This is a genomic window from Hoylesella loescheii DSM 19665 = JCM 12249 = ATCC 15930 (assembly GCF_000378085.1).
Lineage (GTDB): Bacteria > Bacteroidota > Bacteroidia > Bacteroidales > Bacteroidaceae > Prevotella > Prevotella loescheii.
This window is the reverse complement of the sequence record NZ_KB899221.1, coordinates 1-16,186: the sequence shown is the minus strand read 5'-3', so window position 1 is coordinate 16,186 and position 16,186 is coordinate 1. Positions and strand designations below refer to the sequence as shown.

Genomic DNA, 16,186 nt, shown 5'->3' with positions numbered 1-16,186 from the left:
TATATAGTTGTTGTTATTTCGTTTTCTTGAATATGCGTGTGTTAGGCTCCATGTCTTCGGTTACCCACACATTGGCTCCCACCACACTACCTTTTCCGATGGTTACACGGCCTAGGATGGTGGCGTTAGAGTAAACCACCACATCGTCTTCCAATATCGGGTGGCGCGCTATACCCTTGATGGGGTTTCCGTCTTCGTCTATCGGAAAACTGCGAGCGCCTAACGTAACGCCCTGATACAGCTTAACGTTGTCGCCGATGATACAGGTAGCCCCGATAACCACGCCTGTTCCGTGGTCGATGGCGAAATGTTGGCCTATCTGTGCTGCGGGATGGATATCTATTCCCGTTTCCGAATGTGCCATTTCGGTAAGCATTCGTGGGATAAGTGGCACGCCCATAAGCAGCAGTTCGTGGGCAACGCGATAGTTAACCAAAGCCTTAATGGCGGGATAACACGATATTATCTCGCCGAAATTGCCTGCTGCGGGGTCGCCGTTGTAAATGGCAGCTACATCGGCAGCCAGCATTTGGCGCACGGCGGGTAACTTTTGGATTACATCCATAGCCATTTCTTCGGCTGTGCAGCGCATGTCGGTGGAGGTATCGCCTGCATCGCAGCCGTCGCAACTGGCAAAGCACAGGCCAGCCAGTATCTGATCGGTAAGAAGTTGGTTGAGTTTTTCTATATTGACACCGATATGAAACTTGATGGTTCGCGAGTTAACCGTAGACTTGCCATAGTATCCAGGGAAGATGATGGCCCGCAACAGGTCCACAATCTCTTTGAGAACCTCTCCCGATGGGATAGGGTTACCATCCTTGTGTTGGTGAAAAATGCCTTTCAATGCATTGGCATCGGAAAGCTCTTCAGCAGTATGGGTCAGTGTGCGCGTTAAGTCGGCAGTGGTCATCAATGTTGTTGTGTCAATGTAGAGGTTTGTGTGGCGTTGGCGCGAATGGGTGCAAGACGTTCTTGCTTGGGCTTCGCGAAAACGGCCTATTTAGTGCAAAAGTAGCAATAATTTATCATTTGTCAACAGATAAATGCCGAAATTTATATTAAAATGTGCAACTACTTGACGCCCGACACGAAAATGCGTGAGTTCGATGGGTTTGAACTCACGCATTTGCTTTATCAGAGTGGGAAGGAAAAAGCACGCTTCGCCTCCATAAAGGGTGGTTTCCGAGTGCGTGGTTTACTTCACCAGCTTGTCTAATATAGGTGTGGTTTGGCCAATAACACTGGTTTGTTGCGTGTCGTTTTGTTGTTCGAATACCACGATTTTGTTTTCTCCCTTCTTCAAGAAACATCCAGGAAGGTAGAGTGTTTGTTGTGGTCCGCGTTTCCAATAGCGACCAAGGTTGAACCCGTTGATGAACACGATGCCTTTACCCCACGTTTCCATGTTGAGGAAAGTGTCGCCCGTGGTGTCTAGGCTGAATGTTCCCGAATAGAGCGTAGGCAGTCCTTTATTGTTGGCTGTTGGCAAAGCGTTAACGTCGGGGGCTTCGTTCATGGGCAGTTTATACATCTGCCAGTTGCCTGTAATTTCGTTTCCATCGATAACTACGGGTCCATTGATGCCCTTGATGCTTTGGGGGATACGTGCGCCATAGTTTATTCGGCCCATGTTTTCAACCAAGATGTCGAGCACACCGTTAAAAGGCATGTTAATTTCGATACTGTCTACATCGCTAACGCGGTCTAGCTCGCCTACCTTTTGTCCGTTAACGTAAACTAAGGCATAGTCGGCCAGACCAGCAATCTTCATTGTACCGCTGATGGGCTGGTTAAAGTGTCTTCTGTATAGCACGTAGCCATGCCCTTGGTTCAGGTCTTCGAAAGTAAGGGGCGTATCGTTTTCAACGGCTTTACCTTTGGTGAGAAGGTTCAGCACGTCGGCACTCTTGCTCAGCTTGATGTTGGGAATGGCGATAACGGGTATGCGTTGAGGAACGGGCGGCACGTTATACTTTACGTTCTTTATCATCAATGCGCGCAGAGCATCATATTTAGGCGTGTTCCATCCTGCCTCGCTGATGGGCGCATCGTAGTCGTACGAGGTGAGGTCGGGCTGCAAGTTGGTGGCGGTGGTGTAGTTGGCACCCGACGTAAAGCCGAAGTTGGTTCCGCCATGTACCATATAATAATTGAAACTTACGCCGTTTTCTAGATACTTGGCGGTTTGTTTCACAATGGATTCGGTGCTTACCTGTGGGAAAGGTTCTGCCCAATGCGACAGCCATCCGGGGTAAAACTCGGCCACCATGTATGGACCTTTGCCCCCGTTATATTCGTTCACCACCTTCTTAAGCTTCTCTATATCGTTCTCTCCATTGGCCGTTGGCAGTGCGCCTTCTATCGTTCCGCCCTTGAAAAGCCAACTTCCGTCTGACGTGAACAAAGGAACGTCGAAGCCTGCATCGATTAATTGTTGCTTAATTTTTGCACTATAAGCGCGATGACTTTCTAATGGCACATCTTTTCGTTGTGCCACATACGACCCAAACTCGTTTTCGGCCTGCACCATAATGATCGGACCGCCCTTGGTTATCTGCAAATCGCGCATCTGTGAGGCCAATTGGTTGATGTAAACACGGCACGAATCGAGGAAAGGTTGGTTGTCTGCGCGTATCACCAGACCTTTAGCCTTTGACAACCACCAAGGATATCCACCGAAATCCCATTCTGCACAGCAGTATGGACCTGGCCTCAGAATAACCAGCATACCCTCTTCGGCAGCCGTTTTCACGAATTGGCGTAGGTTACGGTTTCCCGTTTTCCAGTCCCATTTGCCTGGTTCTGTTTCGTGATAGTTCCAAAACACGTAGGTGGCAACGGCGTTCAGGCCCATGGCTTTCATCATTTTCATGCGGTGACGCCAATAGGGAGCCGGCACGCGAGCATAGTGCATTTCGCCCGAATGCAGTTGCATTGGCTTGCCGTTGTAAACGAATTGGCCATCGGTGATGGCGAAAGTGTTGCGCGTAGTTTTTGTTTGCTTGTTTTGTTTAGCCTCGGCGGTGGTTGCGGTAAGTAACAGCATGGTTGCCAGGGCCAAGCATTTTAGATGTTTCATCTGTATATTCTGGTTTGAAAAAATATTGGATTAGGGTTTTAGTTCATCGCTTTTTGTGGCATCGTAAGGCTTTATTATACAAGCGTTGACGATAACCGATACAAAAATAACAAAAGAAAAGTAGACGAGAACTAACGAAATACCAATTTAGATAAATTTAACGAGGGCGTGCCAAAGTGCTTGTAGTGTGGCTACCAATGTGTTTGTAGTGTGGCTACAAGTGCTTTGTAGTGTGGCTACAAGTGTTTTGTAGTGTGACTACAAGTGGTTTGTAGTGTGAGTACAGACGTCTTGTAGTCGCACTACAAAGGCTTTTGTACAGTGCCGTTTAGTGTCATACCATCTTTTTATAGGCTTTTAGAGGCATTTTAAGATAGGTTTTGTGTTTTGTTTTTTTGGGTTATTGTGACGGTTTAGATAAGTTATTTATCGTAGCGTTTCTTATTTTAAAAGGTAATGTTGGCGTGACTCTATAATCTCACCCATGTGCTCGGTTGCCCATGTAAGTAGGTTGCCAATGAGGGGAAGTAGGCTCTTGCCCTTGTTCGATAACGAATACTCAACGCGTGGCGGAACTTCTGGAAATGCTTCTCGGCAGACGAGACCATCGGCTTCGAGCATTTTTAAAGTAGCCGTGAGCATTTTCTGTGATATGTCGGGGATGTTGCGTTGCAACTCCTTGAAGCGCAGGTTGCCATGTGTTTCCAAGGTGAAAAGCACCAACATCGACCACTTATCTCCCACCCTTGATAGTATATTTCGGATGGGGCAGTCGGGATAAAGCGCGTCACGTACTTCTGTTCTGTTCATGTAAAATGGGTTTAAAAACTACATTACTGCACAAAAGTAACTAATATAACTTGCAATGTTCGATGCTTTATTGTTAAACAATGCTAAAACATAGATACCTAACTCGCAATGTTTCAACATTACTTACCCATAGGTAACTGACACACTTTCTTGTGCCTACTTGTGTGAGCCCTTGATTGTCAATAACTTTGCATCGTCAAAACAATAACAATTCAACAAAATTAATTATACAATAATGATTATGAAAACTGTAAAGACAACAAGAGAAGGTAAGAATTTCACTGCTGTGAATATTGGTAAGCTAAGCGAAGTAAAGGATTATGTATTGCCATTGGGCGAGATCGAAATTCCTGGTAAGGTTTTCGTTGGGCAGGCATTGCAGGTAACAGGTTGCGAACTATCATTCCAAACGCTGGTTCCTGGACAGGATAGTGGTTTCCTGCATACGCATAAAACGCACGAAGAACTATACTTTATCCTTAAAGGCGAGGGTGTGTATCAGGTTGATGGAGAAGTTTTCCCTGTTTCAGAAGGTAGCATTGTACGTGTTGCGCCAGAGGGTAAGCGCGCCTTAAAGAACACTGGTGAGGGCGAGATGTTGATGCTTTGCATACAATATAAGGCCAATAGTTTTGGCGAAGACGACTCTCCTGCGGGCGATGGAATCATACTTGGCGATAAGCTAACATGGTAATTGACCCGCAATTTCCTACATGTCCGATCCGCAATGTCCTTTCAAGGCTTTGCGGAGCGGATGCTTTATGGGTGATTAACGTGCTTGCAGAAAACGTGTCGGCCCCAATGGAGGTACTTTGTAGGGAGATGCGTGGGCTGGATTATCAGCAAATAGCGTCTGCCATTCGTATTTTAATGGAAGACCGTATAGTTGAGAAATCAAGCAATGGCTATCGCTTATCTCCGTTGGGAAAATCATTGTTGCCCTCTCTTAAAGGTATTGAGGGATGGTGTGAGATGCAAATTAAGTAATGAGGAGGTTTAGAGTAGTTGAGAAATAGGTGTTGAGGCGTACCATCGTTTGTTTAAGATTGGGTACGTTTAACGAGAAAAAGCCCCGAAAGTGTATTGCTTTCGGGGCTTTATTTGTTGTGTGCCCTTAGGGGAATAAGTGTCCTATCCTCGTGGGCAAGATGGTTCCGTGGGGATTACAAGGCTGCGAAAATCCAATCGTACACGTAGCTGCAAACACCGAAGAGTGCAACGCCTAGGGTGCAGATGGCCAACGCTAAGCGCGTGTTGTTGTCGCTCTTGAAGGCGGGCAGCGGGTTTTCGCTCTTGTTGATGTACATCGCCTTAACGATGAGCAAGTAATAGTAAAGGCTGATAACGGTGTTAATCAGGGCGATGAACACAATTGCGTAAGCCCAAGCGCTACCTTGTTCTAAGGCAGCCATAAATACGAAGAACTTGCTGAACATACCTGCAAAGGGCGGAATACCACCAAGCGAGAAGAGAGCCAGCGTCATGAGGAAGGCCAACTTGGGGTTGGTGGAATAAAGTCCGTTGTAAGCATCCATATCGGTTACACCGTTGTTGCGCTCTTCGATGGCACTGATGATGGTGAACACGCTCATGTTAGCTACCACATACACCAATATATAATAGGTGAGTGCGGTAACGCCCATGCCCGAGTCGCCCATCACTGCCAGCATGATATATCCCGCCTGCGAGATAGAACTGAACGCCATGAAGCGTTTTAGTTCGGTTTGACGTATGGCGAAAAGGTTGGCGATGGTGATGCTCAATACAATAACGATGCCGAGAAGATACTGCCACTGTTCTATCAACGAGCCGAAAACGTGCATCAAGATGGTGCAAAGCGCGAAGGCTGCGGCACCCTTAGACACTACTGAGAGATAACCCGTGATGGTTGTTGGCGCACCTTGATAGGTGTCGGCTGTCCAGAAGTGGAAGGGCACAAGCGAAATCTTAAAGCCCAATCCGCTGAAGAAGAACACCATTCCCATAATCGTCATGGGTGTGGCAGATAGGTTTTGAGCCACTTCGTTGAAGTAAAGCGAACCTGCATCGGCATACACAAAGGTGAGGCCATAGAGCATCACGCCGCTAGAGAAGGTCGCGGTGAGGATGAACTTGGCACCAGCCTCGGCCGAATTGTGACGATATTTGTCGAATGCTACTAAGCAAGCCATGGGCACGGAAGCCATTTCAAGCCCTAAGAAGAAGAGTAAGAAGTGGTCGGCACTTACCATCATGTTCATTCCAAGCAGTGTGGAGATGATGAGCATATAGAATTCGCCCTCCTTGAAAGTGCTGTCGGGACGCGACAGCCACGTGCGTGCTTGTATGAAAACGATGAGCGTTCCGAAGGCCAGAATGGTTTTCAGCACACCAATCATAGGTGTGGTGACATACATTCCGCCAAAGACCGTGGCCGGTTCGGTGGGACAACAGTTCAGAAGAATATGTATCAGCATGAACGCGCACACCAAGGGATTGAACCAAGGACGTGGCGAAGGCGCCGTCTTTTCGTCGGTTATCACGATGGGGGCCTTATGTGCCGTGGCGAAATCTATGATAAAGACAATCACCAACATGGCCATCAAGGTAACCTCGGGCATCATGTGGAAAAACTGACTATAATCTAAATTCATTGTAGGAAGCGTTTAAAGTGATGCTATTGCGGTTACGTTGTTGATGTGGTCGATAATCGGGCCCAGTGTGTCGCTGATGATGTTGCTTGCCCAAAGCGGTGCAAGGCCAAGGCCTGCAACGCTGAAAATGAGGCAGCCAACGGCGAAACGCTCGTCCCAAGTGGCATCGGTGAGTTGCTCGTAATGGGGATCGGCAACCTTGCCAAAAAGTATCTTACCCACAACACGCAGGATGTAGACGGCCGTGATAACGATTGCCGTACAGGCGATGATGGTGGCCGTGCGGTGGAATACGTCGTTGTTTTGGAACGAACCAACGAAGATGGTCATTTCGGCAACGAAGCCCGAGAAGCCTGGCAAACCTAAGTTGGCCAAACCGGCAATGACATAACCCACACTAAGGAAGGGCATAATCTTCATCAAACCACCAAGCTGACGGATGTCGCGTGTGTGTGTACGGCCGTAAATCATACCTATAAGGGCAAAGAAAAGGGCCGTCATCAGTCCGTGAGAGAGCATCTGCAAGATGGCTCCCGTGCACGAAGTCTGCGTCATCATGAGCAGGGCGAAGAGCACCAAGCCACAGTGTGACACCGAAGAGTAGGCATTAATGTACTTCAAGTCGGTTTGTACGCAGGCCGAGAAGGCACCATATACCACCGAAATGGTGGTGAGGATGATGAAAATCCACGATAGCTGATGGGCTGCTTCGGGCAAAAGCACAATGGCAATGCGGAAACATCCATAGCCTCCAAGCTTCATCAGTACGCCCGCATGAAGCATAGACACGGCCGTAGGAGCCGATGCGTGACCGTCGGGCGACCATGTGTGGAAGGGGAAGAGCGCGCCAAGCACACCGAATCCGATGAATACGAAGGGGAAAAGCACCTTTTGTACGCTCTCGGGAATGTTGTGTAGGGCTTGCAATTCGAGAATGTTCATTGTGGTTGCACCACTGAAGAAGTAGATGCCGATGATGCCAATGATGAGCAAAGCCGAACCTCCCATAAGCATGAGGGTTAGCTTCATGGCCGAATATTCTTTCTTTCCGCTACCCCAAACGCCGATAAGTAGGTACATGGGGATAAGTGCCACCTCGTAGAACATGAACATGGTGAAGAGGTCTATCGAGATGAAGAAACCATAAACACCAATGCTAAGCAGGGTGAACCATAGGAAATACTCTTTGGTTAGTGGCTTTAGCTGCCACGAGGCGAATGTTCCGGTGAACACGATGATGCTCGAAAGGAGGAGCATCACCACCGAAATTCCGTCGACGCCCACGGCGTAGGCTATGTTAAGGGGCTTGAACCAATCCACGGTGTATTGAAACAGCATGGCATCGGTGTTGCCTGCATCGCGCATTTGAAGGAAAGCGATGGTGAGCCAAACCGAAAGTGCCAGCAAGCACGATGAGCCGACAACCATCACACCGCGCACTTGATTGAGGTTGCGAGAGAGCCAAAGGCCCAGCAACATCAGCACGGGGATAACTACGAATAATGTTAGTATACTCATTTTTGTTTTTCTTTTATCTGGTTGTTACCTCATATTACAACATATATAGCAAAACCAAGGTAAGCGCAACGGCTCCGGAGAGGAACCAAATGGCGTAATGACGCACGTCGCCGCTTTGCCAAGGGCGTATGCTTTCGCCTGCTTCGTTGGAACTCCAAGCCAAGAAATCGAACGTGCCGTCGATAACATGGCGGTCGAACCATGCGATGGGCTTGGATATAAGACGGAAGATGATGCGATGGGTAACGTATTGCCAAATCTCGTCCATATAGAAACGCTTGTAAGCTGCACGATGAAGTGTGGGGAAAGTCTTTGCCAACTTGTCGGCAAAAGGCGTTTCGGCATTCTTGTACATCAGCGTTGCTGCCACGATTGCGATAACGGCCAAGCCCACGCTAGTGCCTGCAACGGCCCAGTTGATGTGGGTATGGAATCCTATGCCGTTGGCTGAAACGAGTTCGCCGAAAGGCAAGAAACCGCAAGTTACCGTGATTATAGACAGGAATATCAAGGGGAAAGTCATCGTGAGCGGTGCCTCATGGGGCTTGTGCGCTCCTTCGTTGATGTGCGTTTCGTAGTAGCTCTTGCCCCAGAATATCACGTAATAGAGTCGGAACATATAGAAGGCCGTCATCATGGCGATGCCGCTCATCACTGCGCCCATAAGCGGACTGAAGTTGTAGCATGCCACTAGGATCTCGTCTTTTGAGAAGAAGCCTGAGAAAGGTGGTATGCCAGCGATGGCGAGGCATGAAATGAGGAATGTCCAGTGCGTAATGGGCATGTACTTGCGTAGTCCGCCCATGTATTCTTTCTCGTTTGAGTGCACGGCATGTATGATACAGCCTGCGCCTAGGAAGAGGCAAGCCTTGAACATAGCGTGCGTGAAGAGGTGGAACATACCTGCCATGTAGCCCAGACCTTGTACATCGGCGTATTCTTCGGTCATTGCTACGGCGCCTGTTGCAGGATCGGGCAGGCAAACGCCAAGTGCCACGAGCATGAAACCTATCTGCGAGATGGTAGAGAAGGCCAAAACACGCTTGATGTCGCTTTGTACGCAAGCCACAGCAGCGGCATAGAATGCCGTGAAGGCTGCGATGTAGGCAATCCAATGCAATTGTTCGGGAGCGAACTGCACGAAGATGGGGAACAGGCTAGCCACAAGGAACACACCCGCAACAACCATCGTGGCTGCGTGGATAAGTGCCGATACGGGCGTAGGACCTTCCATTGCGTCGGGCAACCAAATGTGCAAGGGGAACATGGCGCTCTTACCTGCACCGCCGATGAACATGAAGAACAGGGCGATGGGCATCATTACGGCTGCACCAGCTACCTGCTCGTGGAGCGAAGGCATGGCATTGAGGTCGTAGTTGAACGTTCCTACGTAGAAGCTGTAAATCAAAATGCCGATAAGGAAGAATAAGTCGGCAAAGCGGGTTACGATGAACGCCTTCTTCGATGCGGCAACGGCAGCCCCTTCGGGATAGTAGAAGCCGATAAGAAGGTAGGACGATACGCCCACAAGCTCCCAAAATAGGTACATCTGGAAAATGTTCGTGGCCACAACCAGGCCTAACATCGACATGGTGAAGAGCGAAAGGAAGGCGTAATAACGTTGAAAACCCTTTTCTCCGTGCATGTAACCGAACGAGTAGATGTGTACCATGAGGCTCACAGTGGTGATAACCACCAGCATCATCACCGAGATGGGTGTGAGGCGGAAGCCCAAATTGAACGTCAGTAGTTCGGAAAACTTCAACCATGAGAAGTTAAACGCCGTAACGTGAGGGTAAAGTCCGTCGGCTCCACGACCTTGTCCGATGAAGTATTCGTATGCCGTGTAGATGGAAAGGCAAAAGATTGTGCCCAGAACCGCCGTTCCGATGGAACCCGCCACCTTATGCGGCATCTTCATGCCCAATAGTCCTAGCACGAGGAACGATAGCGCAGGCAGAAGTAGTATCAAAAATACAAAATTGTATTCCATTGTCGTTTATAGTTTCATGTTTTCAATACTGTTCACCTGATCACTGTGGAACCTGCGGTAAACGTTAAGAATGATAGCGATGGCCACTGCCGTTTCGGCGGCGTTGATGCCGATGGAGAACAAGGAAAAGAAGAAGCCTTCGAGTTCGCCAGGGTAAAGTATGCGGTTGAATACGGCAAAGTTGATGTCAACCGAGTTGAGCACCAGCTCAATGGAGATGAGCATCGCGATGAGATTACGTCGCGTTACAAATCCGAAAAAGCCAATGAAGAAGAGCAAAGTGCTCAGTCCCAATAACAATTCTATGGGTATCATTTCTTATCCTCCTTTCTTGCAATCATTATTCCACCGATGATACATGCCAAGAGAAATACGGAAATAAACTCGAAAGGCAGAACGTACTGGTACTTGCCTGCACCAACGAGCTTCTCTCCGATAACCGACATGGGTACTTCGGCATCGACCATGCTGGCCGACATGTCTATAAATTGGTTCTTAAGCAACACCAATGCCACGGTAACCAGTCCGATGAGGGCTACCAATGCGCCAGCAACGATGGTTTTTCCGCGTTGCCTTTCTTGCAAACCTTGCAAGGTGCGCTTCGACACGAGTTGGATGGCGAAGATGTAAAGCATCGTCAAGCCGCCCGCGTAGATAGCTATTTGTGCAGTGCCTAAGAAGGTATAGTCTAACAGGAAGTAAACACCTGCGACGCCAAAGAGCACGAACAGCAGGAAAGTAGCCGCTCGCATAATTCTCTTTGTGAATACGCATACGATGGCCGAGCCGATAATTACCACGGCCAAGATGCAAAACATGATGATATTTGCCATAAAGATGTCTACTCCTATTATTTTGTTTTAGTGTTGAAAGTTCCGATTTCATTTTCCGCACCGCCGTCAATGATGTTGGGCAAGGAGCTTTGGTAGTGTTCCTTGTCTAGCTCGATGACAAGCTTGTCGCGGTTAAATACGGAGTTCTCGAAGTCGTTGGTGAACTCGATGGCATCGAAGTTGCAGGCGTTGGTACATAGTTCGCAGAACATGCAGTCGCCTAGGTCGTAGTCGTACTTTATCAATTGGCGCTTCTTCTTGCCCTCCTCAGTCGTCACCATTTCCGAAACGATGCGTATGGTGCCGTTAGGGCAGGCCTTTTCGCACATCAAGCAGGCCACACATTTCACCACATCGTTCTCGTCGCGCTTCATAACGAGCCTTCCGCGCGAGCGTTGTGCCACGTGCAAAGTGGTCTTTCTGTTTTCGGGGTATTGCTCAGTAACCTTCGGCGTGAAGTACTCGCGCAGCGTGACACGTAGGCCAGTGGCGAGCGACTTGATGCCATCTCGTATACCGCCAAAATATGATTTCTTGTTATCTTCCATGTCTTTTTCGTTATTTAATGTACCAACCAAAGGCCACAACAATTGTCATGATCACGAGGTTGAGCAAGGACAGGGGCATCAGGTATTTCCATTCCAATTTCAATATCTGGTCGATGCGAAGGCGGGGGAACGTCCAACGTATCCACATCAACACCCAAACGAGGGCGAATGCCTTACCTATGAACCAGATGAAGCCTGGAATATAGTCCATTACCTTATCAAAACCTTCGACACCGATGTGTATAGGCATCCATCCGCCAAGGAAAACCATGGAGGCAACACCTGCCACAATGAAGAGATTTAGATACTCGGCCAAGTAGAAGAAGCCGAAACCCATACCCGAATATTCGGTGTGATAACCTGCGGTAAGTTCGCTTTCGGCTTCCGCCAAGTCGAATGGGCCACGGTTTGCTTCAGCATTTCCTGTGATAAGGAATACCAAAAAGGCGATGATGGCAGGGATATGACCCTGGAAAACAAGCCAGCCGAAGGGGCCGCTTTGTGCTTCCACGATGCCGCTAACCTGCATCGTACCCGTGAGAATCACGGCCGTGATGAGGCAGAGGCCCAACGACATCTCGTAAGAAATCATCTGCACCGCGCCACGCATCGCCGAAATAACACTATACTTATTATTAGAACTCCATCCTGCGATGAATATTCCGATAACGCCGATACTCGAAATGGCCGTCATCAAGAAGATGCCGACGTTGAAATCCAAAATTGTAGCGCCCTTGTTCCATGGCATGAACGAGAACGCACCTACCGAACCAATCAGCACCAATATGGGAGCGATGGTGTAGAGCAGTTTATCAGCCTTGTCAACAGCGAAGATTTCTTTGATAAGCATCTTCAGAACGTCGGCAATAACTTGGAAAACACCCCACGGACCAACACGCATCGGGCCGAGACGGCATTGGAAAGCTGCGCACACCTTGCGTTCCATGAAGATCAGCAAGATAGCCAATATGGCGTAGGCAGCCAGTATGAATACACCCACGAGCACACATTCGATGAATATGGCCCAAAAGCTGCTCAGTCCGCATGTGTCTCGCAGCAGACTGTCAAACCACGTCGTAACGATTGAAAAGTCAAACATAATTATCTGTCAATATCGGGTATAACATAATCTAACGATGCGCCGACAGCGATAAGGTCGGCTATCTTCTCGCCACGAAGCATGGTGTCCAAGGCCGAAACCAAAGGAAGACCCATAGGACGGAACTTCAAACGGTAGGGACTCTTGTCGCCTTTGCTGTCGAGGAACACACCAATCTCACCGCGCGAACCTTCACAAGAGAAGTACCATTGGCCTTCGGGCACTTTGATAATGGGCTTTTGCTTGATGTAGAAGTCGCCTTCGGGAATGTTGTCGATAAGCGTTTCCAAGATGTGAACGCTCTGTTCCATCTCCTTCATGCGCACCATATAGCGGTCGTAGCTGTCTCCGTTGTTGTAGGTAATCTCCTTAAAGTCTACCTTATCATACACTCCGTAGCTGTGGTGTTTGCGAACGTCGTTCTGCCAGCCTGCTGCACGACCCGTTCCGCCCGTACAACCGTAGCTGATAGCATCCTCACGAGATAGCATTCCCACGCCTTTGAAACGGTTTTCCATGATAACGTTGCCAGTGAATACATCTTGATATTCCTTGAACATCGGCTTGATGTAAGCGCAAAGTTTCTTTACGTTCTTCACGAAGTTAGGGTCAATATCAGCTTGACATCCGCCAATGCGATAGTAGTTCATGATGAGTCGGCCACCAGTGGTCTCTTCCATCACGTTGATAACTTGCTCGCGGTCGCGCATTCCATATATAAATGCGGTTAACGCACCAACGTCCTGCGCGCAGCAGCTGTAGAACAGCAGGTGCGAGTTAAGGCGTTGCAGCTCGTCCATGATGGTACGGATATACTTGATGCGGTCGGTAAGCTCCACACCCATAGCCTCTTCAATCACGCCCACCAATGCATGTCGGTTCATGGTTGCGCTAAGATAGTCCAAACGATCGGTGAAGGCCAACGTCTGTGGGTAAGAATAGCTTTCCGAAATCTTTTCCACGCCACGGTGAATGTAACCCAAGTGTGGGTAAATCTTCCTAATCACCTCGCCATCGAGTATCGTTTGCAGGCGCAATACACCGTGTGTGGCAGGGTGTTGTGGTCCGATGTTCACCACATAGTCGTCATCTCCGAACAGCTTATGGCGTGTTTCCACCAGTTTCCCGTCTTTATCTAGGCTATATAGCAAGGTATAGTCGGGCTCGGGGTCGTCGTACATGTTTGGCCTGTTCTTCTCGGGGTCCATGTCGTAGTCTTTTCGCAGGGGATAGCCTATGAAATCACTACGCAGGTAGAGCCTTCGCATGTCGGGATGTCCGATGAACTTGATGCCGAAGAAGTCGTAAACCTCACGTTCCAGCAGGTCGGCAGCCTTCCAAAGGTTAGTCACCGATGGCAGGTAAGGATTCTCACGATCGACGGCAACGACTTTAACCGAGATGCGTTCGTAGGTTTGGGTGTTCTCAAGAATATAGATACACCCGAACCCTTCCTCTCCAAAATCTTCACCAACGATGGTGACGAGGAAGTCGAAATGTTTTTCATTTCTTAATTTTGCCATCTCGTTGGCAAAATCGTTCGCGTTGAATTCAATGTTATTTAGTTTCATAATAGCGTCTCATTCCTTGTCTTTATCGAAATCCTTTGGCACATCCATGATAACCATGGGCTTCTTTTCCTTGCGGTTTGCTCCGCCAAAGAACTTCTCAACCTTCACTTTACGTTGCAGCTGCATCATTCCGTACAGGATAGCCTCAGGTCTTGGAGGGCATCCGGGAATGAAAACGTCTACGGGAACAATCTCTTCGATGCCGCGAACAACGTGGTAGCTCGACTTGAAAGGTCCACCGCTGATGGCGCATCCGCCAACGGCGATAACGTATTTCGGGTCGGCCATCTCGTCGTATAGGCGTTTCATAACGGGCGCCATCTTGTTGGTGATGGTACCTGCGCACATGATGAGGTCAGCCTGACGTGGCGAGTTGCGTGTTACTTCAAAGCCAAAGCGGGCGAAGTCGTAGCGGGCGCATCCCACCGACATGAATTCGATACCGCAACAGCTTGTTGCGAAGGTGAGCGACCACAGCGAATTGCTGCGTCCCCAGTTGATGGCTTGGTCTAGCGACCCAACAACAACGTTCACGCCACCTTCGTGTAGTTCGTTCATGATTTGTTCGAGCGTGTCGTTGTCTTTAAATTCCGCGTATGGAATACTTTTGATATGGGGTTGTTTCACTTCCATTCCAATGCTCCTTTCCGCCAAGCATAGGCCAGGCCAAATACAAGTACTACCAAAAAGAAACCAATGCTCGCCAGAGCTAAAGCTCCAAACTGCTTGACAACTACTGCCCAGGGATAGAGGAATACGGTCTCTACGTCGAACATGAGGAAAAGGATGGCGAAGAGATAGTAGCCGATATGCACGGGAATCCACGAGGAACCGCGTGTTGGGATACCACTCTCGAATGGCTCACCTTTCACCGCATTGTACGACCGAGGCCCTATCGCCTTGGCTATGGCAAATGCCGCCACAACCAAAAAGACAGCCGTTATCAGAACGGTAATAAATAAAATAAAAGACATATAACGTTATTATATAATTGTTTGATTCAGCCAAATATGGTGCAAAGGTAATAATAAATATGAAATTGGTTACATGTTTCCACTAAAAAATGTAATCTCCATGTTGCAAAGTGTGGGTATAATGGTCATCATTATTGAGTAGTGACCGGTTTTACATGCTTTTTATGCTTTATGGGCGTTTGTTCTTGACTATATATTTTCACGCCTTGTCCCATCAAAAAGCGCTTTCGGCAGTCAACGTGTGCTTACCGAAAGCGCTTCTTTTGCTTATGGTTGCCTTATATATAAGGAGTGGAGTAGGGGCGTGTGCCTAACTACCCATAATCAAACTGCCCACTTGATACACCGCAGCACTAACAACCCATGCCAGCCCAGTGGTGTAAACGGCGGCGAACAAGGCCCAACGCCACGAACCGCTTTCGTTGCGGATAGCGGCAACCGTGGCTATACAGGGGAAGTAAAGCAGCACGAAGATGAGGTAGGCGTAGGCCGAGAGGGGCGAAAGGCCATCGTTCAGCATTTGTTTTCGCAAACGCGTGTACTTCTCAGTGTCGTCGCTATAACTGTCGTCACTGCCGAAACTGTCGTCGTCGGCATATAATACGCCCATCGTAGAGGCCACAATCTCTTTTGCACCAACGCCTGCAAGCAGACTCACGTCTAGTTTCCAGTCGAACCCTTGCAGTCGGAACACTGGTTCAACGGCCTTACCCATCCTTCCGATGATGCTTTGTTCTTGCTGCTGTTGCTTGTCTAGCGCGTCGTTATGGGGGAAATATCCCAATGCCCAAACAATGATGCTGGCCACAAGAATTGTAGTGTACTAAATAAGTTGATACTTTACCTCAAACAAAAAAAAGTAAAAAAACATGGTAAAGTACAATGAAACGGAGAAAATTCTGTTATTAAGTAAGTACATCACGAGCGGTATGGATGCCCGCAGCTTTGCGTTAAGTTGCGGTGTGCCCTATACCACATTCCTCAATTTTTGTCGGGAGTATGGCAATCCCGACTTGTCCTCAATACAGGAGCTGATGAAGAAAGAGAATATTCCCACCACAGTGGAGGAGCTTCAGGCCTTGCTTGCCAAAGAGCGCAAGGCACACGTCGAGGAGCTCAAGCGGC

At 48.6% G+C, this 16,186-nt stretch carries 15 protein-coding genes and 1 pseudogene; 2 read left to right on the top strand and 14 right to left on the bottom strand.

The features are described from left to right. Positions 1-13 precede the first annotated feature (13 nt). The 3 genes from F453_RS0111260 to F453_RS0111250 form a co-directional block, all read right to left on the bottom strand. A complete protein-coding gene (locus F453_RS0111260; protein WP_018968105.1) occupies positions 14-913 on the bottom strand; it encodes a serine O-acetyltransferase in 900 nt (299 codons plus the stop codon). A gap of 285 nt (positions 914-1,198) precedes the next feature. Beyond that, on the bottom strand, positions 1,199-3,049 hold the full coding sequence (locus F453_RS0111255) for a beta-galactosidase (protein ID WP_234398537.1): 1,851 nt from the start codon (positions 3,047-3,049) through the stop codon (positions 1,199-1,201). A 474-nt stretch (positions 3,050-3,523) separates the two neighbouring features. Then, on the bottom strand, positions 3,524-3,892 hold the full coding sequence (locus tag F453_RS0111250; protein WP_018968103.1) for a winged helix-turn-helix transcriptional regulator: 369 nt from the start codon (positions 3,890-3,892) through the stop codon (positions 3,524-3,526). A 241-nt stretch (positions 3,893-4,133) separates the two neighbouring features. Here F453_RS0111250 and F453_RS0111245 point away from each other — a divergent pair, with 241 nt between their 5' ends. Beyond that, a complete protein-coding gene (locus F453_RS0111245; protein ID WP_025790068.1) occupies positions 4,134-4,586 on the top strand; it encodes a cupin domain-containing protein in 453 nt (150 codons plus the stop codon). A gap of 469 nt (positions 4,587-5,055) precedes the next feature. Here F453_RS0111245 and F453_RS0111235 read toward each other — a convergent pair whose 3' ends face one another. The 11 genes and pseudogenes from F453_RS0111235 to F453_RS0111185 form a co-directional block, all read right to left on the bottom strand. Continuing rightward, a complete protein-coding gene (locus F453_RS0111235; RefSeq protein ID WP_026292565.1) occupies positions 5,056-6,525 on the bottom strand; it encodes an NADH-quinone oxidoreductase subunit N in 1,470 nt (489 codons plus the stop codon). A gap of 12 nt (positions 6,526-6,537) precedes the next feature. Further along, positions 6,538-8,043 (bottom strand): complex I subunit 4 family protein, encoded by a 1,506-nt coding sequence (locus tag F453_RS0111230; protein WP_009235979.1) that lies wholly within the window; start codon positions 8,041-8,043, stop codon positions 6,538-6,540. A gap of 34 nt (positions 8,044-8,077) precedes the next feature. Next, positions 8,078-10,036 (bottom strand): NADH-quinone oxidoreductase subunit 5 family protein, encoded by a 1,959-nt coding sequence (locus F453_RS0111225; RefSeq protein WP_018968098.1) that lies wholly within the window; start codon positions 10,034-10,036, stop codon positions 8,078-8,080. Between the two features lie 6 nt (positions 10,037-10,042). Continuing rightward, a complete protein-coding gene (gene nuoK / locus F453_RS0111220; RefSeq protein ID WP_018968097.1) occupies positions 10,043-10,351 on the bottom strand; it encodes an NADH-quinone oxidoreductase subunit NuoK in 309 nt (102 codons plus the stop codon). Beyond that, on the bottom strand, positions 10,348-10,869 hold the full coding sequence (locus tag F453_RS0111215) for an NADH-quinone oxidoreductase subunit J family protein (RefSeq protein ID WP_018968096.1): 522 nt from the start codon (positions 10,867-10,869) through the stop codon (positions 10,348-10,350). Before F453_RS0111215 ends, nuoK begins: the two co-directional genes overlap by 4 nt. Positions 10,870-10,886: 17 nt before the next feature. After that, complete coding sequence (locus tag F453_RS0111210; RefSeq protein WP_018968095.1) at positions 10,887-11,417, bottom strand: 4Fe-4S dicluster domain-containing protein; 531 nt, start codon at positions 11,415-11,417, stop codon at positions 10,887-10,889. A gap of 10 nt (positions 11,418-11,427) precedes the next feature. Then, positions 11,428-12,516, bottom strand: a complete 1,089-nt coding sequence (gene nuoH / locus F453_RS0111205; RefSeq protein ID WP_018968094.1) for an NADH-quinone oxidoreductase subunit NuoH — start codon at positions 12,514-12,516, stop codon at positions 11,428-11,430. A 2-nt stretch (positions 12,517-12,518) separates the two neighbouring features. Next, on the bottom strand, positions 12,519-14,087 hold the full coding sequence (locus tag F453_RS0111200; RefSeq protein WP_018968093.1) for an NADH-quinone oxidoreductase subunit D: 1,569 nt from the start codon (positions 14,085-14,087) through the stop codon (positions 12,519-12,521). Between the two features lie 9 nt (positions 14,088-14,096). Continuing rightward, the gene (locus F453_RS0111195; RefSeq protein ID WP_009235973.1) at positions 14,097-14,720 is read right to left on the bottom strand and encodes an NADH-quinone oxidoreductase subunit B; all 624 of its coding nucleotides are present in this window, start codon (positions 14,718-14,720) and stop codon (positions 14,097-14,099) included. Then, positions 14,711-15,061, bottom strand: coding sequence for an NADH-quinone oxidoreductase subunit A (locus F453_RS0111190; RefSeq protein WP_009235972.1), 351 nt, complete (start codon positions 15,059-15,061; stop codon positions 14,711-14,713). Before F453_RS0111190 ends, F453_RS0111195 begins: the two co-directional genes overlap by 10 nt. A 310-nt stretch (positions 15,062-15,371) precedes the next feature. Next, positions 15,372-15,875: pseudogene (locus F453_RS0111185) on the bottom strand (nucleoside recognition domain-containing protein); the annotation flags it as partial. A 55-nt stretch (positions 15,876-15,930) separates the two neighbouring features. Between F453_RS0111185 and F453_RS14330 the strand changes: the two are divergent. Continuing rightward, the coding region (locus tag F453_RS14330) for a hypothetical protein (RefSeq protein WP_018966558.1) at positions 15,931-16,186 on the top strand (256 nt) is incomplete at its 3' end.